This window comes from Variovorax sp. GW821-FHT10D07 (genome assembly GCF_059415325.1).
Genome location: NZ_JBWKMZ010000014.1, coordinates 155,239 through 176,466, shown reverse-complemented (window position 1 = coordinate 176,466; position 21,228 = coordinate 155,239). Strand labels below are relative to the sequence as shown.

Here is a 21,228-nt window from a genome sequence, read left to right as displayed (position 1 = left end):
GTGGGAGCGAGGAGTGGGAGAACTGAATCCATCAGGTGCCGATACGGCACCGGCGGGGGGCGACGCGGCGCTCTCCAAGCCCGAGAACGAAACGCGGCAAGAGGCATCGGCCTCTCTCGCCGCGCTGTGCACGCTCGCGCGCTTCCACCAGATCGCAGCAGACCCTGCCCTGCTGGCCCACCAACTGGGCCTGACCTCTTCGGAAGCCGCCGACACCGCAACCCTGTTGCGCGCAGCCCGCCACCTGGGCCTGAAGGCCAAGTCCAGCCGCAGCGGCATCGAGCGCCTTGCCCACACGCCCCTGCCCGCCCTCGCGGCACTGCGTGATCCCGACGGCAGCGAGCGCTTCGTCATCCTCGCCCAGTGCGACGGTCAGCGTGTCCTGCTGCAAGACCCCGCTGCACCTACCCCGCGCCCCGTCATCGAACCCCTGGAAGTCTTCGCCACCCACTGGAGCGGCGAACTCATCCTCGTCACCAGCCGCGCCAGCCTCGTGGGCGAACTCGCCAAGTTCGACTTCTCCTGGTTCATCCCCAGCCTGGTGAAGCACCGGCGGCTGCTGGGCGAGGTGCTGCTGATCTCGTTCATGCTGCAGCTGTTCGCGCTGGTCAGCCCGCTGTTCTTCCAGGTCGTGATGGACAAGGTGCTCGTGCACCGCGGGCTCACCACGCTGGACGTGCTGGTCGTGGGCCTGGTGGTGGTGGTCATCTTCGAATCCCTGCTCAACGGCCTGCGCAGCTACGTCTTCAGCCACACCACCAGCCGCATCGACGTGGAATTGGGCGCGCGGCTGTTCCGCCACCTCGTGCAACTGCCCCTGGCCTACTTCCAGGCCCGGCGCGTGGGCGACTCCGTGGCGCGCGTGCGCGAGCTCGAGAACATCCGCAGCTTCCTTACCGGCAACGCCCTGACCGTGCTGCTGGACGTCGTGTTCTCGGTCGTCTTCGTGGCCATCATGCTGTTCTACAGCATGCCGCTCACGCTGATCGTGCTGGTGAGCCTGCCGCTGTACTTCGGCCTGAGCCTGGCGGTGGTGCCGATCCTGCGCCGGCGCCTGGACGAGAAGTTCGCGCGCGGCGCGGAGAACCAGGCCATGCTGGTGGAGACCGTGGGCGCGATCCAGACGGTCAAGGCCACCGCGCTGGAGCCGGCCTTCGCGCGGCGCTGGGACAACCAGCTCGCCGCCTACGTCAGCGCGAGCTTCCGCACCCAGAACCTCGCGAGCTGGGCCCACGAGGGCGTGAACCTGATCGGCAAGCTGGTCAATGCCGCCACCCTCTGGTACGGCGCCCACCTCGTGATGAACAACGACGCGACCGGTGCAGGTCTCACCGTGGGCCAGTTCGTCGCCTTCAACATGTTCGCCCAGCGCGTGTCGCAGCCCATCATGCGCATGGCGCAGCTGTGGACCGACTTCCAGCAGACCGGCATCTCCATGGCCCGGCTGGGGGACATCCTGAACACCCGCACCGAGGTGCCGCCGAGCACCGCGGCCCAACTGCCCGCGCTCAAGGGCCGCGTCACGCTGGAAGGCCTGACCTTCCGCTACCGCCCCGAGGCCCCGCCAGTGCTGCACGGCGTGAGCCTGGACGTGCGCCCGGGCGAGGTCATCGGCATCGTCGGGCGCTCGGGCTCGGGCAAGAGCACGCTGACCAAGCTCATCCAGCGGCTGTACACGCCCGAGCAGGGACGACTGCTGGTCGACGGCATCGACATCGGCCTGATCGACGCGGCGCAGCTCAGAAGACAGGTGGGCGTGGTGCTGCAGGAGAACACCCTGTTCAACCGCAGCGTGCGCGAGAACATCGCGATCGCCGACCCGGCCGCACCGCTGGAGGCGGTGCTGCATGCGGCGCGGCTGGCGGGCGCACATGAGTTCATCAGCGAGCTGCCCGAGGGCTACGACACCGTGGTGGGCGAACAGGGCGCCAGCCTGTCGGGCGGCCAGCGCCAGCGCATCGCCATCGCGCGGGCGCTGTTCACGCAGCCGCGCATCCTGATCTTCGACGAGGCCACCAGCGCGCTGGACTACGAGAGCGAGGCCATCGTGCAGCGCAACATGGCGCACATCTGCAAGGGGCGCACGGTCTTCATCATCGCCCACCGCCTGAGCGCCGTGCGCCATGCCGACCGGATCATCGTGATGGAGAAGGGGCGCATCGTGGAGGGCGGCACGCACGAGGCGCTGCTCAATCGGCCCAAGGGCATCTATGCCTACCTGTGGAACATGCAGGGCGGTGGGCACATGGAGGGCAATGGCAAAGACCGCGGCGGCAAGCCCGCGGGCATGGAGGTGCCGGCATGACCGCCCCCATCCAGCGCACCGACGCGGCCAACCAGCCGAGCGTGCATCCACAACCGATGCACCCGGTCTTCGAGCTGCTGGGACGCTACCGCGCGATCTTCCAGGCCGCCTGGCGGCACCGCCATGAGCTGGCGGGCCCGAAGCGCCTGAGCGACGAAGCCGCCTTCCTGCCGGCGGCGCTGAGCCTGCAGGACACGCCCGTGCACCCCGCACCGAGGCGACTGGCCTTCGCGCTGATCGCGCTGTTCCTGATCGCGCTGGTGTGGTCCATCGTCGGGCAGGTGGACATCGTGGCGGTGGCGCCGGGCAAGATCGTGGTGAGCGAGCGCACCAAGCTGATCCAGCCGCTGGAGGTCAGCGTGGTCAAGCGGGTGCTGGTGAAGGATGGGGACCATGTCGAAGCCGGACAGGCATTGGTCGAGCTCGATCCGACCAGCGCCAATGCAGACAAGACCAGCATCGACGAGCAGCTGAAGTCGGCGCAGTCGGAGGTTCTAAGGACGCGGGCCTTGCTGCAGGCACTCAATGCCTCATCTCCCCGAGCGCCGGAGCTGGGCACGAACCTGCCGGCCTGGAGCGAGGTGGACGTCGCCGCGGCGAAGCTCCAGCTGAGCGACGAATGGAGCGACATCACCGCCAAGCTCGCGAAGGCGGCGGCTGAACTGCAGCGCCGCCAGGCCGAGATCGCCACGGTCCGCGAGATGGTGGCCAAGCTCGAGACCACGCTGCCAATTGCCAAGCAGAGAGAGGCCGACTTCCATCAGCTGGCCAACCAGGGCTTCATGTCCAGCCATGCGAACCAGGACCGCACGCGCGAGCGCATCGAGCTGGAGCGCGACCTCGCCACCCAGCGCGCGCGGCTGGCCGAGGCCAATGCGACGCTGCGCGAGAGCGAGAACACCAGGGCCTCCTACATCGCCGAGACCCGCAATGCACTGCGCACCAGGGAAGCCGCGGCCGAGCTCAAGCGCCAGCAGGGCACTCAGGAACTCGCCAAGGCGGGGCAACGAGAGCGCCTGACGACCTTGAAGGCGCCGGTGGCCGGCACGGTGCAGCAGCTGGTGACGCACACCGAGGGTGGCGTGGTGACCGAGGCGCAGCCGCTGATGGTGATCGTGCCGCACGACGCGCAGGTCACGGCCGAGGTGACGCTGGAGAACAAGGACATCGGCTTCGTGAGCCCGACGCAGGAAGCGCGCATCAAGCTGGAGACCTTCCCGTACACGCGCTATGGGACGGTGGATGCGACGGTGAAGACGGTGACGGCCGATGCGGTCAATGACGAGAAGCGCGGGGCAATCTTCCCGGTGACGCTCAATCTCAACGCCACCAGCATCGATGTGGATGGCAAGGCGATCAAGCTCTCGCCGGGGATGAACTTGACGGCGGAGATCAAGACGGGGAAGAGGCGGGTTATTGAGTTCTTGCTCAGTCCGGTGCAACGGGCTACGAGTGAGAGTTTGAGGGAAAGATAAGTTGAGAAATCACCTAATGACCAATGTCACACGACAAGCACGACTTCGATCCTCAGCCGCGAAGTACCAAGCATTCTGATTTTTAATCAATTTTGAAATCAAATCCATGAGTCAAGCCGAACCCGTGAAAATTAAATGGTGGAATAAAAAAATGCTACTTTCCAGTGCCGCAGTCGGCGTGGTTTTCGGAATCATTTTTTTCTCAATCGCCAAAAACTCAGAACCTCAAGAAGGAGTGAAGCTTGAAAAACTCCCTCCCCTCCATGGAATATACAAATGCTGCGACGCAGGCGGCAGATATAGCCAAAGCTGGGTTGGCAGTACTGCCGTCAACTGCATAGGCCTCTCCTATTATCAAGTAGGAACGGGCCGCAATGATTGCGGATTAAAAGAACAGTTAAATGGAAGGCCAGTGGAAGCCATTCAAACCCTCATACCAACCTACCACGGAAAATCCCCCATCGTCACCGAAATAACTTCGGGAAGCACAACCTACTATTCCCGCAACGATGATGAAATTCGAGAGCAATGGGCAAGGGAGTCCAAAAGCAATTCTATTGTTCTGGGATTTATTTCGTTTTTAATTTTTCATTTTATACAACTGATTATTGCGAGCAAAAAAGCTAACCGGGAGAAATCATGAGCACGTACACCATCATTAATCTGCAAAACGATGCCGGCTCTCTTGCCAAAGCGCTCAGTGAGGCGCTGAATGGAGACAATGCAGATCAGCGGCGCGCAGCATGGACTGACGTTATCAATACCTCCGCAAAGATTACTGCGGGCATGGCAGAGCTTGGAGCGAATAATCCCCAATGGTCTGGTTGGCTCGGATCAGGCTCGACCTTGGCGTCCGTTGGCATATCTGCCGAACGAATTCGCTTGACTCTTCAAGTAACAAACAACGTTGATTCCATCAAAGCAGGCGATGCACTGAGTGTAGTCGGCGGAATTTCAGAACTGGCAGGAAATTTTTTGATTAAGCCAGGCCCTCAACTCGTTGGAGGACTGATTCTTAAAGGAGTTGGTGCGGCTGCGGGGGTTGCTCAGAACATGGTGGGCGACAAAACCATCGGCCAAATTTTTTCTTCTGCAACTACACCCAATACTCCAACCGTTTCGCCTTTGCTTTTTCCGCCTACTCCAGATCTCACGCGTCGTGCACCTGATGGTCTCAGTCCTCTCAATACGAGCCTCAGCACGAAAGAAGGAAATGTTCGTACTGACACCATCTGGACACAGAATGCGCAAGGCGCCTATATAAAAAGCGAAACCATCACCATCGTTAATGCAAATGGGGATGCCATTGGCAGCACTTTTTCTCAGTATTTTTACAACAGCGATGGCGCTGCTGTCTCGGCCAATACCTACACCTATGACCGCATGGGTGTGCAAACCTACTCGGGCGCGCTGATCCCTACGTCAGATGGCCAGTCCTGGCAAAATGCTCCGGCCGGAGTGCAGCCGCCAGCCAGAGGTTCATTACAAAGCGGATTTACGGCAAACGGCCCCAATAGCGTCATACTCAATGCGGGTGGAAACCTGAGCCAGATCGTGCTCTCCCAGCAAAACCTACTGAACGACATCTCTCTGGCAGATCTGCTGGCCAGCAACCCAGGAATTACCAACCCAAATATCGTTCAAGCCGGTCAAGTAATTTACATTCCCAAAAGGCAGTCAAATGGCAGCATAACGTACAACTACGCGACGGGAGCCAGCATCAATAGCAATTCCACAACTGGCGAGTACTACATGACAGTCCCGAGCACGGGAGGGCAGACTGTCTATAGCCGGACCATCGATGCCAATGGGGGCTATTCGATACGTCAGACAACCACGAATAGTCAAGGACAAACCACGTACGACTTCACGGGTCATCAAAGCTCACTCAATGAATCGATCGTCAAGCGCAAGGAAATCGTGCTTAACGACGACTCGTCAATCACCACGAGCCAATTCAATCAGACGGGCTCACTGGAATCCACCACAATAAGTAGAAATTCCGCCGGAGTCCTGGAGACATTCGTTTTTGATGGCGAGGGCGGGACCGCTTCCATTGCACTTGCGAACGGAGGGGCCGTCGCCGCTTATGAGCAGGATGCTGACGGCAACTGGGTGCCTGTCTCTTGGACCCAGGATGGTCAGACCTACACCGGAGACGACCTGGGCGCGTTCATTGCCAATCTCCAGAACAATTCCGATGCAGCCGATTTGAGCAGCAGCGAGTCGGCGACGTACGGTCGTTACGACCAGCAGTTCGCCAACGCCGGCGGCAACAACGCCGCTGGCGTCAGTAACGCCAAGGACACGGGCGCGTCGTTGGATACGCTGGCAAATCGGCTCGGCATGCCTTACATCTCTGACCGATGGGTGCCGTACTTCCTCGGCGCCGGAATCCCCTCCACGCTGATGCTGTCCAGCGGAATGGACGCGGCCGTCAGACAGGCGTTGAGCATCCTGTCGCAAAGCCGCGTCAACACATTGCGCCAGCAGACGCCCTCATACTTCACAGTCAACGTACTCGGCTTTGGCAACATGCCGCCTCCACCGCCTCGCCCAGCATCTGCCAACCTTTCGCTGCCGCTGGTGCTCGATCTTGACGACGACGGGCTTGAACTGACGGCACTGGACCGCAGCAACGCCACATTCGACGTCGATGCGAATGGCCAGATCAAAACAGTGGGCTGGGTAGGACGCAAGGAAGGCATCCTCGTGTTCGACAAGAACGCCAATGGCATTGTCGATGATGCAAGCGAATGGTTCGGCCAGCAGTTCGCTGCCTCGGGCACACCGCCGGCAAACCAAGACGGCTTCAAGGCCCTGGCCACGCTGGCCACCGCCGGAGCGACGTCCTTTTCGGCAACCACCTCCAAGATCAACCCGGCCACCGGCAAACGCTACTTCGACGAACTGCAAGTCTGGATCGACGCCGACCAGGATGGCAAGACGGATGCGGGCGAACTGCGCACCCTCGCAAGCCTGGGCATCACCTCCATCGATCTCACCCCTCAAGCCGTCAATCGCAACGACGACGGCAACGTCATCCTGAGCAAGGCAGGGTACACCACGGCCGACGGCAAGCGCCACACCATCAACGACGTGGGATTGGCCACGGAACTGACAGCGATCACGGACGGCGTGCGCCCAGTGTCAGCGGCCGCGCTCGCCTTCGCGGAGTACGCGGGCAAGGGCTACGCGGCAATGGCAGCTGGTCAGGCCAAGGCAACCGCCATCCTCGCAATGAGCCGCCAGGCCAACGAGCAAGCTGCCATCTCCGCGCTGCAGCGGACGTTTGGGGTGCCCCCGGGTACACCACCTTTAGGCGACGCCATCATGGAGTACCGGATGAAGGCGAGCTGGTCACAGCAGGCAGGCCTGGGCCCGACGGGGCTGAATGACAAGATCGTCTACTTCTACGGTTCAAAGGTGGACGCCAACACCTACCCTTCGTTGCGGCGCATCAATAGCGCTCCAGCGGATATCGTCGACGTGCTCAACGGCATCGCTTCACTGCGCCAGGGAGAGATCAAGGCAGCCCAATCCATCGAATGGGCAGCCAACAAACAAGTCATGGCCCGACGCGATGCGCAGGTGGCCAATGCTACCCAGACCGCCGACGCCCGACATTCAGCGGATTTGCAGGCGATATTCGCGACCAGGGACTGGGACGATGCCATCGTCAGCTACCTGAATGTCAAGGACCAGGTCGAAGCCATGGCTGCACGCCTGCCGGAGGTCCAGAACAAACTCAACGAATTGGTCCCCCAGAACCTCAATCTAACTGGCCATCTTCCGAACGGTGCAACCTTCCTCACACGCGCCGATGCTACGATGGCGGCGGAAGCGTTCCGAGCCTATGCGTCAGCCTTACAGCCAATGGCCGAGCTGAAGATCATGGGCGATCAAATGCTCGGTGCCATTGCACAATCCAATGGCTATACACGGGCCTACGTCGGCAAGGATGGCCAGACCACCACGGCAGACAATGGCTACAACCTGCTGATCGGCAATCGCGGCAACCAGACTTTTGTCCTCAATGCAGGCGTGGACAACATCGCCGTCACGAGCACGACCGGAACCATCACGGTCAGTGGTTTCCAAGTGGGCGCCGCAGGCGATCAGCTCCAGTTCATCAATAGTCGCGCATGGAGCTATATAGACATCGCCGACGATGGTCTAGGCAACACAGTCATTTACCACAATGGCCAGCCCAAAGTGACCCTGTTGGGAGTGAATGCCGCGCGGCTCGATTTGTATTCCAATCTAACTGGTATTGACGATGTCCGCTTTCAAACGTCCACGAGTGGGGTGCGTAGTCTGCGGGGAGAAAACACATACGATGGGCAAGTTCATGCCATCTCGATCACCGCATCGGCACACGGCGACACCTTGATTGGAGGCGACCGTGACACCACGCTTCGCTCGGGGCGAGGCTCTGACACGTTCGTGATCACCGGCTTGAATACCAAAGTTTTTGGCAGCGTGAGCCTGGAAGGAGCCGACCGATTGAGCTATGAAGAGCTCGCAGTCGGGGTCAAGACTTCCTGGTACGAGCACGCCTATCTCGACGATGGTCAATACATCTATGAAGCCTACTATACGGACTCTCTAGGGAGTCGTATCGAGGATCTGCACGACTTTTTAGGGTCGAACTTCAATGATCATCTGGTCGGTAACCCTTGGGGAGGAACTAGGCTTAACGGCGGGTTAGGCAACGATATTCTGGAAGGTGGCATTCGGGCCGATGTTTTGATCGGCGGCATGGGCAACGATACTTTTGTGGTCAACGTCGCAGGTGACGTGATCACAGAACTAGTCGACGAAGGCACGGACCTCGTGCAGAGCAGCATCAGTTACACGCTGGGTGCGAACGTCGAGAACCTGACGCTCACGGGAATGGCTGCTATCACCGGCACTGGCAACGCCCTGGACAACAACCTCACAGGAAACGCCGCCAATAACACTCTGACCGGCGGCGCGGGCAACGATACCCTCATCGGCGGCGGCGGAACAGACACGCTGATCGGAGGCACCGGCAACGACACCTACGTGATCGACGCAGTGGGCGATGTGATCACTGAACTGGTCAACGAAGGCATAGATCTCGTGCAAAGCAGCATCAGTCACACGCTGGGTGCCAATCTCGAGAACCTGCAGTTGACCGGCACTACCGCCATCAACGGCACCGGCAACGCGGCGAACAATGTGCTCTTCTCAGGCGCAGGCAACAACGTGCTCAATGGCCTGGGCGGAATTGATACAGCCTCCTACCAGTACGCGCTCTCCGGCGTGACGGTCAGTCTGATGGTGACCACCGCGCAGGCGACGGGCGGCTCCGGCAGCGACACGCTGCTCGAGATCGAGAACCTCACGGGCAGTGCGTTCAACGACAAGCTCACCGGCAACGCGGCGGCCAACGTGCTCGATGGAGGAACTGGCGCAGACACGTTGATAGGTGGAGCAGGTAACGACGTCTACGTCGTGGACAGCGCAGGCGATGTCGTGACGGAACTGGCCAACGAAGGCTCGGATCTTGTGCAGAGTGGCGTCACCTACACGCTTGGAGCCAACGTCGAGGACCTGACGCTGACCGGCATTGCAACCATCAATGGTACGGGCAACGCCCTCGACAACGTGATCACCGGCAATGCCGCCAGCAACACGCTGACCGGCGGCGCCGGCAACGACACCCTCAACGGTGGGGCCGGTACGGACACACTGATTGGCGGCGCAGGCAACGACGTCTATGTGGTCGATGCCGCCGGCGATGTCATCACCGAACTGGCCAATGAGGGTACGGACATCGTCCAGAGCGCCATCACCTACACGCTCGGCGCCAACGTCGAGAACCTGACCCTCACGGGCAGCACGGCAATCAACAGCACCGGCAATGCTCTGGACAATGTCCTCACCGGCAACGCCGCCAACAACACCTTGACCGGCGGTGCAGGCAACGACACGCTCAACGGCGGAGCCGGTATCGACACGCTGATCGGCGGCGCGGGCAACGACACCTATGTGGTCGATGTCGCCGGCGACGTGGTCACCGAGTTGGCCAACGAAGGCACCGACCTCGTCCAGAGTGCCATCACCTACACGCTCGGCACCAACGTCGAGAACCTGACGCTCACGGGCACTGCCGCCATCAACGGCACCGGCAACGCCCTGGACAACGTGATCACCGGCAACGCCGCCAGCAACACCCTGACCAGCGGCGCCGGCAACGACACCCTCAACGGTGGGGCCGGTACGGACACGCTGATTGGCGGCGCGGGCAACGATGTCTATGTCGTCGATGTCGCCGGCGACGTGGTCACCGAACTCGCCAACGAGGGCATCGATCTCGTCCAGAGCGCCATCACCTACACGCTCGGCGCCAACGTCGAGAACCTCACGCTCACGGACACCGCCGCCATCGACGGCACCGGCAACGCCCTCGACAACGTGATCACAGGCAACGCCGCCAGCAACACGCTGACCGGCGGCGCAGGCAACGACTCCCTCAACGGTGCAGCCGGCATCGACACCATGCTCGGCGGCGCGGGCAACGACACCTACTACGTCGACAACGTCGGCGACACGGTCACGGAACTCGCCAACGAGGGAACCGACATCGTCTACGCCTACGTCAGCCACACGCTCGCCGCCAACGTGGAGAACATCCGCCTGCACACCACCGGCAACATCGACGCCACCGGCAATGCGCTGAACAACATCCTGTACACGGGAGACGGCAACAACGTGCTGGATGGCGGCGACGGTATCGACACGGTGTCCTATCTCTATGCGGCATCCGGTGTGACCGTCAGCTTGGCCAGTACCGCGGCACAAGCCACCGGTGGCTCCGGCACCGACACGATCCTGAATGTCGAGAATCTCGTGGGCGGCAACTTCAACGACAAGCTCACCGGCAATGCCGGCGCCAACACCCTGAACGGCGGTGCCGGCGCGGACACGATGGTCGGCGGGGCGGGTAACGACAGCTACAACGTCGACAACGCCGGCGACATCGTGACCGAACTCGCCAACGAAGGAACCGACACCGTCTACAGCACGATCAGCTACACGCTGGGCGCCAACCTCGAGAACCTCTACATCAACACCACCGGTGCGGTGAATGCCTCGGGCAATGCGCTCGCCAACGTGCTGTATGCCGGCGCGGGCAACAACGTGATCGACGGACTGGACGGTTCCGACACGGTGTCGTACGCCTATGCCGCCTCGGGCGTCACGGTCAGCCTGGCCAGTACCGCGGCGCAAGTCACCGGCGGCTCGGGCACCGATACGCTGCTCAACATCGAAAACCTGGTCGGCGGCAGCTACAACGACATCCTGATCGGCAATGCCGGTGCCAATGGCTTGACCGGCGGCGCGGGCAACGACACGCTCAACGGCGGCGCCGGCGCGGACACGCTGGCAGGCGGTGTCGGTAACGACACCTACGTGCTTGGCCGCGGCTACGGCATCGACACCATCACGGAGAACGATGCCACGGCGGGCAACACCGACGTGGCGCAGTTCGCCGCCGATATCGCCATCGACCAGCTCTGGTTCCAGAAGGTCGGCAACAACCTGGAAGTCAGCGTCATCGGCTCCACCGACAAGTTCACGCTGAGCAACTGGTATCTGGGCGATCAATACCAGGTCGAGCAGTTCAAGGCCGGCGGCAAGACCCTGTTGGACAGCCAGGTGCAGAACCTCGTGCAGGCGATGGCGGGATTCGCACCGCCGGCAGCCGGGCAGACGACTCTCCCGGCCAACTACCAGAGCAGCCTGGCACCGGTGCTAGCAGCCAACTGGACCTGAGACCGGGACGATGTCGAACATCCCGAAGGGCGGCAAGGCTTGCGCGGCACTACTTCTGTCGCTGCTGCTGGCCGCCTGCGCGACGCAACTCGAAGGAAAGATCGAGCCGACCGCGCAGGCCACGGCTTCCGCCAAGCCGGCGCCCGCCCCATCCGATGAAGACAACGACGCCAACGCGCAGCGGGTGCTGCGCGCGCTGTCGTTGATCCAGGCGAAGAAGCCGGCCGAGGCCCTGCCGCTGGCGCAACAGGCCGTCGCCGAGTACGAGAAGCGCTATCGCGAGATCGGCGTCATCTCGTTCTCGTCGCGGTCCCTGGTCGAAACCCTCGCCTACCTGGGCCAGGCCGCCAACGCGAACACGCCGGCCAAGGTTCATGGCCCCTGGTTCGGCCTCGCCTACTTCACGCAGGGCTTCGCGCTGGTCGATCTGCACCGGATTCCGGAGGCCAGGCAGGCCTTCGATGCCGCCATCCTGCTGTCGCCGCAGAACTCCAAGTACCTGTCGGAGCGCGGCAACATCGATGCGCTCGAGAAGAACTGGCGCGCATCCTTCGACCGGTTCAAACAGGCACTGGACGCGGCGCAGCTCAGCCCGGAACAGGTGAAGACCTCGGAAACCACGCGCGCACTGCGCGGCATGGCCTTTGCCGGGGTCGAGCTCGGCGATCTCGATGCCGCCAAGGCCCTGCACGAACGCGTGCTCGCGCTCGACCCCGCCAACGCGATGTCGCGCAGCGAACTCCGGTACATCGAGGGCCAGAGGAATCGCCCACCCAAGCCTCGCGCGCCCGCCGGCATCGAAGCCAACGCGGGCGCACCGGTCGCGAATCCGGACCTGCGCTTCTCCCCCGAGGCACAGGCGCGTGCGCTCATGGCCCTGTGGCAGGACACCTGCCTGAAGCACTACGACCAGCCGCTGGCCCTGCGCACGGCCTTGGTGAAGGCCAGGCCCGGCTATATCGAGAACCCACCGAACGCGATCAGCTTTCTCAACGGCGAGCCGGGCTCGGTGTGGGATGTCAGCAGCAGCGTCTATTCGCAGCGGGTGCTGGTGCTGCTCGACAACGGCGTGTGCGAGATCCGCGCGCAGAAGGCCAGTGCCAAGGAGGTCGATGCGGCGTTCGCGCAAAGCGTCGAAGCCCTGGCGGCCACCGGCGTGACGGTACGCAAGCTGTCCGATGCACAGGTTCCGGACTATGGCGGACCGCTGCGCAAGACCGTGTACCGGGTGCAGCGCGACAGCGACGGGCGGCTGTGGCACTTCGGCGCGGGGACGACGGACAGCCCGCAGGCCGTGACCCAGGCGGTGCTGGCCATCAGCCCGGACGGCGCGCGCCTGAAGAACAAGCTCACGTTTCCGGCGGCGAAGCAGTAATGCGGAAGAAGCGCACGGCATGAATGTGGTGCTGGTGCACGGCATCTTCGACGACGGCGCGATCTTCCGGCGCCTCGAGCGCAGCCTGCGCGACGCCGGCCATCGCTGCTGGGTGCCCGCGCTCAAGCCCCCGGATGGACGCCGCGGCATCCATGACCTTGCCTGCAAGCTGAAGGCGCATGTCGACGAGCAGCTCGGCCCGACCGAGCCGATCGCCATCGTGGGCTTCAGCATGGGCTGCATCGTCTCGCGCCACTACCTGCAGCTGCTCGACGGGCATGCGCGCTGCGAGGCCCTGTTCGCGGTTTCGGCGCCGCACCAGGGAACGCTGCTGGCCTACCTCTATCCGGGAAAGGGTGCCCGCGACATGCGGCCCGGCAGCCCGGTGCTCGAGGAGCTCCGGCGCACCGAGCATCGGCTCGCGCGGATGGCGGTGTTCGGCTACTGGACGTCTTTCGACGTGACGGTGTTCCCGGCCCGCAGCTCCCACTGGCCTCGTGCATCGAGCAGCCTCGATGCGCGTGCCCTGCTGCATCGGTTCATGCCAGGCAACGCACGCGTCTGCGCGGACATCGTCCAGCGGATGGGTGCCCTGGACGCAGCGCGCGCCTGAAGCGCGTCGCTCAGGGCCGCAGCGTCTCGCGCACCAGCTTCGGATCGCGCGCGATCTCTTCCTCGCGGAACGGGAAGCGCAGCCAGTCCTTGCGCGCATAACGCAACACGGGTGCGGCGCCCGCGCCGTTCGTCACTGCGGTCTCGCGCTCGCCATGCGCGAGCAGCGTGCGGGCCTGCACGCCGCGTGCGTCGAAGTGGACGATCTGCAGGTAGGTGTTGCCGTGCGAGAGCTCGCTCATCGTGTAGTCGTCGTCGCGCGAGCAAGCATTGGTGAAGTAGCCATCGGAATCGCAGCCACCGTAGAGCGGAACCAGGCCACCGGCGCTGCGCGCGAAGCGGCGCGCGCCCAACGGCGTGTCGAGCGCCCAGCCCTTGGCGGCCATGTCCTCGACGGCGCCGGCCAGCGCACGCGCCACGCGCGGATCGGCGGCACGGATGTCGTCGGGCGTGGACAGCGGCGTGCCGGGCGAGAACGGCGTGGCATAGAGCTCGGCCGACGGAATCTTCCGCACGCGGGTCCAGAAGAAGTCCCATAGCAGCGCGCCGCGGTCCTGCGCATCGGCGCGATTCGGCCAGCGGCGCAGCACCTCGCAGGCCGGCCCGATGCTCACCGAACGCGCATTCGCGGCGATGCCCGCGGCCTGGCCCGGCACCGGATCGTCGGCCCCCAGCGCCACGCTGTCGGCCTTGCAGATGCCGTCGAGCAACGGCGCCTTGAAACGGTCCGCGCTGTAGGCGCGCGAGGCCAGCGTCTCGACCGCGAGCCGGTCGGCGAGCGCGTGCGCCGAGCGCAGGTGCGCGCCCGCGAGCTCGCCCGCGATGCGATGGCCCTCGCGCCCGCGCAGCGAGAGCGGCTTCGCCTCGCCGCCGAGGCCGGACGCGAAGCCCTCGAGCGGCTGCGCCGGATTGGCCAGCCAGTAGCTGTCGTTCATGTTGGCCACGTAGTCCTCGCGCAGCAGCCCCGGCATGCGCGCGGCGGGCATCGCGCCGGGCTGCGCCGCCGCGCTCTCGCTGCGCCAGTCGCAGGCCGAGCGGCTGCCGTCGAGCACCGACGTGGTCGGATCGAGGGCCGCGAAGGCCTTCGACAGCGGCGTGGCGCAGGCGGCGCGCAGCGTGTCGGGCACGTCGGGCACCGCACCGATGTCGGCATACCAGGCGCGCGGGTCGCCCCGGCCGATGGCGGCGGTGTTGACCCAGGGCATCGCGGTCTCCTCGCGCTGGATCGCGATGAAATCATCGAGCGAGCGGGCCTGGTTCCAGCGGAAGAAGTTGCGGAAGATGCGGTGGTTGTCGGCATTGACATCGCGCATCGCGACCGCCTTCTTCGCGCTCCAGCCGAGCGCGGGATGGCGTGCGCCGAGATCGACCACGGGCCCGAAGCGGGTGCTGTAGAGCGTGCGACGTTCGGTGGCGATCGAACCGTCGGCGCGGCGCACCTCGACGGCGAGCGGATGGGCCTGCATCGGCTGCGAGACGCCGTCGACCAGGTAACGCGTGGGATCGGCCGGATCGAGCACCAGGTCGAACAGGCCGAAACGGCGCGCGGCCGACACGGTGTGGCTCCAGGCCACGTCGTTGTTGAAGCCGATCATCACCACGGGAATGCCGAGGAAGGACACGCCCGCCACGTCGAGCCGGCCCGGCAGCGTGAGGTGCGACTGGTAGAAGCGGTCGGGCCCGCCCCAGTACCAGTGCGGATTGCCGAACAGCACCCCGCCCTGCCCGCCGGTCGCCGCGCCGCCGAAGGCCAGCACGTTGCTGCCGATGCCACGCGCGTCGCCTACCGGCATGGCCAGGCGCGAGGACAGCGAGAGCTGGTCGGGCGATGCCGGCGGCACCGCGGCCGCGGGCCGGGCCTTGACGATCTCGGTGAGGAACTGCGTGTAGCCGCCCGCGAGGCCGGCGGCGATCATGCGGCGGTAGATGTCGTCGGCGCCGATGTCCTGCACCCAGGGGGCATCGGCGCAGGCCGGCTTCGCGGCGGTGCCGCGCCGCGGCTCGCGCAGCGTCGACAGGTAGCGGTTGTAGCCCTCGGCGTAGCCCGCGATCAATTCGTTGAGCGCCGCGGGCTGCTCGCGCGCGAGTGCCGCGACGGCCGGAGCGTCGGCGAAGGCCTTGAAGAAGAAATCGAGATCGAGGTTGGCGGGCGTGCCGAAGGTCGACCGGGTCGCGGGCTTCCGGTCGGGGCCGAAGTAGAACGAACGCTGGCCGCGGTAGGTGACGAAGGCGTCGGCCAGCGTACACAGCGCGTCCTGCGCCTGCGCATAGCCCTGGCCGATGCCCAGGCCGCGCCAGGAGCCGGCGCGCACATGCGGAATGCCGTCGGCGGTGCGACGGATGTCGATCGCGGTGGACGTGCGCTCGCGAACGGCCTCGCGTGCGCTGGCGGGCGAGCCCGCCATCAGCGCCAGCACGGCGGCGATGCCCAGCACGCGCGTGGCGCGGCCCATCGCTTGCCGGCCCGATGCCGCCGAGGCACCTGTCATGGAAGAAAAGATCACGCGACTCCGCCTGGTTGCGGCAACACAGCCCGATCGGTAGCCGAGGACCGTTGCTCCTTCGGAAGACGAAGGCGGCGCCGTGTTGTTCACTGCAGCCCGGTGCGCGGGCCATTCCTGTCGTCGTCGCCCGAAGGCCGCGACAGCGCCGCGCCGGCCAGTGCCCACAAGGTGAGCGCATCGTCGAGCGCGCGCACGTGCAGCGGGTCTTCGCCGAGCCACGCCACCAGCCGGTGGGCATGGACGCGCGAAGGCTCGTCATGCAGGCGGCTGAAGAGCGTCCAGGCGGTCGCAACGGCAGCTTCGGAGCGCGTGAGAGAGGAGTTTTTCATCGTCGACTGCCTTGCGAATGTGCCGAAGCGTTGTCTGCGTCTTGGTACTGACGCACAACCCTGGCATATGTTCATTTCGGGCAGTTCCAAGAAAGCAGGCGCTCACCCGACGGAATTCCGGAGGGCATCGGCCAGGCGCGCGCGACGCCGTGCCTACCCGCCGCCCGCGGCCGCTTCGCGCCATCCGCCACCCAGCGCGCGATAGAGCGCGACCCGCGCCTGCAGCCGCGACTGCAGCAACTGCACCTGCTGGTCGCGCGCGCCGTAGAGCGTGCGTTGCGCATCGAGCAGCGACAGCAACGTCTCGGCGCCGGCCCGGTAGCGCGACTCCGACAGCTCGGCGGCGCGGCGGGCCTGCAGCAGTTCCTCGGCCTGGATGTCGGCCTGGGCGTCGAGACCGGCGAGGCCGTTGAGGGCGGTCTCGGTGTCGGCGAAGGCGGCGGCGATGCTGCGGCGGTAGGCCTGCAGCAGCTCTTCGCGGCGCGCCTCGGCCAGCGCCTGCTCGCCACGCAGCCGTCCGCCATCGAAGATCGGTGCCGCGAGACCCGCCACGAGGCCATAGGCCGGGTTGTCGAACAGGTTTCCGGCACCGCTGCCGCCGCGCCATCCGAGCGTGGCGCTCAGCGACACGCTCGGCAGCAGCGCGGCACGCGCGGCCTGCACGTTCGCATCCGCCGCCGCCAGCCGCGCCTCCGCGAGCGCGATGTCGGGCCGGCGCACCAGCAGTTCGGACGGCATGCCGGCATCGACCGCGGGAACGCGCACGGCCTCCAGGCGCGCATCGCCCGCCAGCAGCCCGCCCTGTGCCGATGACGGCAGGCCGAACAGCAGCGCGAGCGCGGTGGCGGCATCGCCGGCCTGCTGCGTCAATACCGCGAGTTCGCGCTGCCGCGCTGCCACCAGGCCCCGCTGTTGCGCGAGCTCGAGCGGGGTCGCGGCGCCGGCGCGATGGCGCGATTCCACGAGCCGCAGCACGCGCCGGGCGTTGTCGAGGTTGTCGCGCGCGATGGCCTCGCGCTCGCGCAGCGCGGTCCATTGCAGCCAGGCCGAAGCCACCTGGGCATTGAGGCCGAGGCGTGCGGCGTCGCGGTCGAATTCGCTGGCACGCACGCCCTGCAGCGCCTCGCGCTGCGAGGCCGCCAGCCGGCCCCAGAGGTCGAGTTCATAGCGTGCCGCGAAGCCGACGAAGTGCGAGTCGCCGTCGGCCGCGCCGCGGCCGCCCACGCGCGCATCGCGGCTGGCATCGACGGCGCCGCTCAACACCGGCAGGCGCGCCGCGCCCGCGATCGAGGCCTGCGCGCGGGCCGCCTGCACGCGCGCGGCCGACATCGCGAGGTCGTGGTTGCCGGCCTGCGCGCGCTCGATCATGGCGTCGAGCTCGGCGCTGCCGAAGCCGCGCCACCATTGCGCATCGGGCAGGCCGGCCTGCACGGCGGCAGGCGGCATTGGCGCCGAGCGCCAGGCGGAGGGTGCCGTCACGGCACGGTCGGCGTCGGCCGAGGGCACGGCGCAGCCGGCCAGCAACCCGGCACCGAGCACGAGCGCGAGCCACGGCGCACGGGGAAGCGAAGAAAACGGCGGCATGGCGTTGGACCACATGAAACAGGAACGGCGCACGGTCGTGGCCTACTGGGATGCGAGGGCCACGACGGGGTCGAGCCGGGCCGCGTTGCGTGCCGGCATGAAACCGAAGACCAGGCCGGTCAGCACGGCGCAGCCGAAGGCGCCGATGGTGGCGACGAGCGAGAACACCACGGGCACGCTGGCGAGCATCAGGCCCGCGACGATCAGCAGCCCGACCACCACGCCGACCGTTCCGCCCACCGAGGTGACCAGCACGGCCTCGGTCATGAACTGGCGCAGGATGTCGGTCTGGCGCGCGCCGGTCGCCATGCGGATGCCGACCTCGCGCGTGCGCTCGCGCACCGTCATCAGCATCACGTTCATCACGCCGATGCCGCCGACCACCAGCGAGATCGCGGCGATCAGGCCCAGCATCACGGTCATGGCGCGCGCCGTCGCCGACTGCACGCGGATCGCCTCGACCCGGTTCCACACGCGCACGTCGCGCACGCGGCGGCGTTCGGCGAGCGCCGTCTCGATCCCTTCCGCGGTCTGCATGGCCTGCTCCAGGTCGCGCACCTGCACGCCGATCCAGGTCGGATGGCGATGCCCGAACAGCCGCGCCGCGGCCGAGGAGAAAGGCACGATGACCCGGTCGTCCTGGTCCTCGCCGTCGGTGGAGCCCTTGGCCGCGAGCACGCCCACGACCTGGAACGGCACCTTGTCGATCAGGATGTCCTGCCCGATCGGATCGCTGCCGTCGGCGAACAGCGCGCGGCGCACGGTCTGGCCGATCACCGCGACCTTCGCCACGCGCTGCTCGTCGAGCGCGTCGAACATCTGGCCCTCGCTCGCGCTCCAGCCGAGCACGCGCCCGAAGCCCGGCGTGGTGCCGCCGGCCTCGGTGGCATGGTCGACATTGCCGCGGCGCACCACCACGCGGTCCTCGATGTAGGGCGCGACGGCCTCGACGTTGGGCACGCCGGCCACGGCCTCGGCATCCTCGAACACGAGCGGCGCCACGGGCGAGCGCACGCTGCCCTCGCGCGCGGAGAGGAACATGGTGCGCACGCCGAAGGTCTCGAACTGCGCCATCACCTGCCGATGCGAGCCGCCGCCGACCGCGAGCATCGCGATCACCGAGGCCACGCCGATCACGATGCCCAGCAGCGTGAGCGCGGTGCGGAAGCGGTTGCTCCACATCACGCGCCACGCGGCCCGGGCGGCCTCCTGCAGGTCGGCCGCCAGCGATGCCTGGGCGTAGCGCGCGTTGCCCCGGGTCGCGATCAGCGAGGGGCGCGGCAGGCTCTGTGCCAGTGGCGTTGCCTGCACGCCGGAGTCCGCCACGATCTGCCCGTCGCTGATCTCGATCACGCGGCGTGCCTGCGCGGCCACGCCGCGGTCGTGGGTGATCAGGATCACCGTGTGGCCCGCGTCCGCGAGTTCGTTCAGCAGCCGCATGACCTCGGCGCCGCTGTGGCTGTCGAGCGCGCCGGTGGGCTCGTCGGCCAGGATGATGCGTCCGCCGTTCATCAGCGCGCGCGCGATCGCCACGCGCTGCTGCTGGCCCCCCGAGAGCTGGTTCGGCCGATGGTCGAGGCGCGTGCCCATGCCCAGGCGCTCGAGCAGCGCGGCGGCGCGCAGGCGGCGCTCGGCCTCCGGCATGCCCGCATAGAGCGCGGGGATCTCGACGTTCTCGCGCGCCGACTCGGTCGGCACCAGGTGATAGCCCTGGAACACGAAGCCGAAGGCCTCGCGGCGCAGCCAGGCCAGTGCGTCGGCGTCGAAGTCCGCGACGTCCTGGCCTTCGAACAGATAGTGTCCGCCGCTCGGCCGGTCGAGGCATCCGAGGATGTGCATCAGCGTGGACTTGCCCGAACCAGAAGCGCCGACGATGGCGACGAACTCGCCCGCGTGCAGCTTCAGCGAGATGCCGCGCAGCACCAGCGCAGGCGGCATGGCCTGCGCGTCGGCGTCGTCGTTCGCCTCGGCATCGTCCGCGGCCGCGCGGCCGTAGGACTTGGTGATGTCCCGCAGTTCGATCAGCGGCACGGCCGCCTCGCCCGGGCCGGCCGGCGGCCGTGCCTCGCCACTCATGGCGTCGCGGCCTTGCGCGGCGCCGGACCGGTGACGATGCGCTCGCCGGCCTCGAGGCCTTCGAGCACCTGGGCCGACACGCGGTTGCGCACGCCGACGCGGACCTCGCGGGCATCGAGCGTGCCGTCGGGCCGCAGCACGCGCACGGCGAAGCGGTCGGCGCCGCCGCCCTGCGCCGGAACCAGGGCCGACACGGGCACCGACAGCGCATCCTTCGCGGCGGCCTCGACGAAGGCAACCTGCGCCGTCATCTGCGGCATCAGCTCGCCGTCGGCGTTGTCGACGTCGAACAGCGCGGTGTAGACCACCACCTTGCTGGCCGCGGCCTGCGGCGTGCTGCTGCTTTCGGAACCGCCCGCCTTGGGCGCGGGCGTCGGCGGCGCGGGCAGCAGCTGGCGCACCTTGCCCTGCCAGCGGCGCTGGTCGGCGCCCAGCGTGGTGAAGTAGACCGGCATGCCGGGTTTCACGCGCCGCACGTCGGCCTCCGACACCTCGGACCAGACGGTCATCGAGGACAGGTCGGCGATGCGCAGCACGTTCGGCGTCTGGTAGGTGGCATTGAGCGTCTGGCCCTCGCGCGCCTCGACCGACACCACGGTGCCCTCCATGGGCGCGAAGATGCGCGTGTAGCCCAGGCGCGCCTCGTCGGCCTGCAGCGTGGCCTGGGTCTGGACGATCTGCGCCGACAGGTTGTCGATGCGCGCGGCGGCGGAAGCGAGCTCGGCCTCGGCGGCCTGCACGTCCTCCTCGCGCGTGGCGCCGTCGGCCGCCATGCGTCGCTGGCGCGCCTGCTGCTGTTCGGCCAGCCGGTGCTTGGCGCGCTGCTCGGCGAGTTGCGCGCGCAGCCCGGCCAGCGAGGCGCGGCCCGCGTCGACGGTCGCGCGCTGCACGCTGGGGTCGATCTCGACGAGCAGCCGGCCCTTCTCGACCACGTCGCCCGGCTGCACGTGCAGCCGCAGGATCTGTCCCGACACCTGGGCGCCGACATCGACATAGCGCCGCGGCTGCAGCGTGCCGAGCGCCGTGACGCTGGATTCGATGTGGGTGCGGCCCACCGCGACCGATTCGACGGCGCTCGCCGGCTGACGATGCCAGAGATACCCGGCCCCCACGGAAACCGACAACAGGGCGAGCAGCAGGAGGGGAACGATTCGGCGCATGT

Annotated in this window: 11 protein-coding genes; 6 read left to right on the top strand and 5 right to left on the bottom strand. The window is 66.2% G+C overall.

What is annotated here, in order from left to right; translation table 11 throughout:
- Positions 1 to 22 precede the first annotated feature (22 nt).
- From AC07PU_RS32715 to AC07PU_RS32690, 6 genes are all read left to right on the top strand, one after another.
- Positions 23 to 2,305 (top strand): type I secretion system permease/ATPase, encoded by a 2,283-nt coding sequence (locus AC07PU_RS32715; RefSeq protein ID WP_495322531.1) that lies wholly within the window; start codon positions 23 to 25, stop codon positions 2,303 to 2,305.
- Positions 2,302 to 3,780 (top strand): HlyD family type I secretion periplasmic adaptor subunit, encoded by a 1,479-nt coding sequence (locus AC07PU_RS32710; protein ID WP_495322453.1) that lies wholly within the window; start codon positions 2,302 to 2,304, stop codon positions 3,778 to 3,780. Before AC07PU_RS32715 ends, AC07PU_RS32710 begins: the two co-directional genes overlap by 4 nt.
- Positions 3,781 to 3,886: 106 nt before the next feature.
- A complete protein-coding gene (locus AC07PU_RS32705) occupies positions 3,887 to 4,423 on the top strand; it encodes a hypothetical protein (RefSeq protein WP_495322452.1) in 537 nt (178 codons plus the stop codon).
- Positions 4,420 to 11,586 (top strand): SPM autocatalytic domain-containing protein, encoded by a 7,167-nt coding sequence (locus AC07PU_RS32700; RefSeq protein ID WP_495322451.1) that lies wholly within the window; start codon positions 4,420 to 4,422, stop codon positions 11,584 to 11,586. Before AC07PU_RS32705 ends, AC07PU_RS32700 begins: the two co-directional genes overlap by 4 nt.
- Positions 11,587 to 11,596: 10 nt before the next feature.
- Positions 11,597 to 12,961, top strand: coding sequence for a tetratricopeptide repeat protein (locus tag AC07PU_RS32695; protein ID WP_495322449.1), 1,365 nt, complete (start codon positions 11,597 to 11,599; stop codon positions 12,959 to 12,961).
- Positions 12,962 to 12,980: 19 nt separating this feature from the next.
- On the top strand, positions 12,981 to 13,574 hold the full coding sequence (locus AC07PU_RS32690; protein ID WP_495322448.1) for an esterase/lipase family protein: 594 nt from the start codon (positions 12,981 to 12,983) through the stop codon (positions 13,572 to 13,574).
- Positions 13,575 to 13,584: 10 nt separating this feature from the next.
- Here AC07PU_RS32690 and AC07PU_RS32685 read toward each other — a convergent pair whose 3' ends face one another.
- The 5 genes from AC07PU_RS32685 to AC07PU_RS32665 form a co-directional block, all read right to left on the bottom strand.
- Positions 13,585 to 16,026, bottom strand: a complete 2,442-nt coding sequence (locus AC07PU_RS32685; RefSeq protein WP_495322530.1) for a penicillin acylase family protein — start codon at positions 16,024 to 16,026, stop codon at positions 13,585 to 13,587.
- Positions 16,027 to 16,163: 137 nt separating this feature from the next.
- Entirely contained in the window at positions 16,164 to 16,406 is a 243-nt protein-coding gene (locus AC07PU_RS32680; protein WP_495322447.1) for a hypothetical protein, read from the bottom strand.
- Positions 16,407 to 16,559: 153 nt separating this feature from the next.
- Positions 16,560 to 17,990, bottom strand: a complete 1,431-nt coding sequence (locus AC07PU_RS32675) for an efflux transporter outer membrane subunit (RefSeq protein ID WP_495322446.1) — start codon at positions 17,988 to 17,990, stop codon at positions 16,560 to 16,562.
- A 42-nt stretch (positions 17,991 to 18,032) separates the two neighbouring features.
- The gene (locus AC07PU_RS32670; protein ID WP_495322445.1) at positions 18,033 to 20,066 is read right to left on the bottom strand and encodes a MacB family efflux pump subunit; all 2,034 of its coding nucleotides are present in this window, start codon (positions 20,064 to 20,066) and stop codon (positions 18,033 to 18,035) included.
- On the bottom strand, positions 20,063 to 21,226 hold the full coding sequence (locus AC07PU_RS32665) for an efflux RND transporter periplasmic adaptor subunit (RefSeq protein WP_495322444.1): 1,164 nt from the start codon (positions 21,224 to 21,226) through the stop codon (positions 20,063 to 20,065). The genes AC07PU_RS32670 and AC07PU_RS32665 overlap by 4 nt, the downstream gene beginning before the upstream one ends.
- Positions 21,227 to 21,228: the final 2 nt, after the last annotated feature.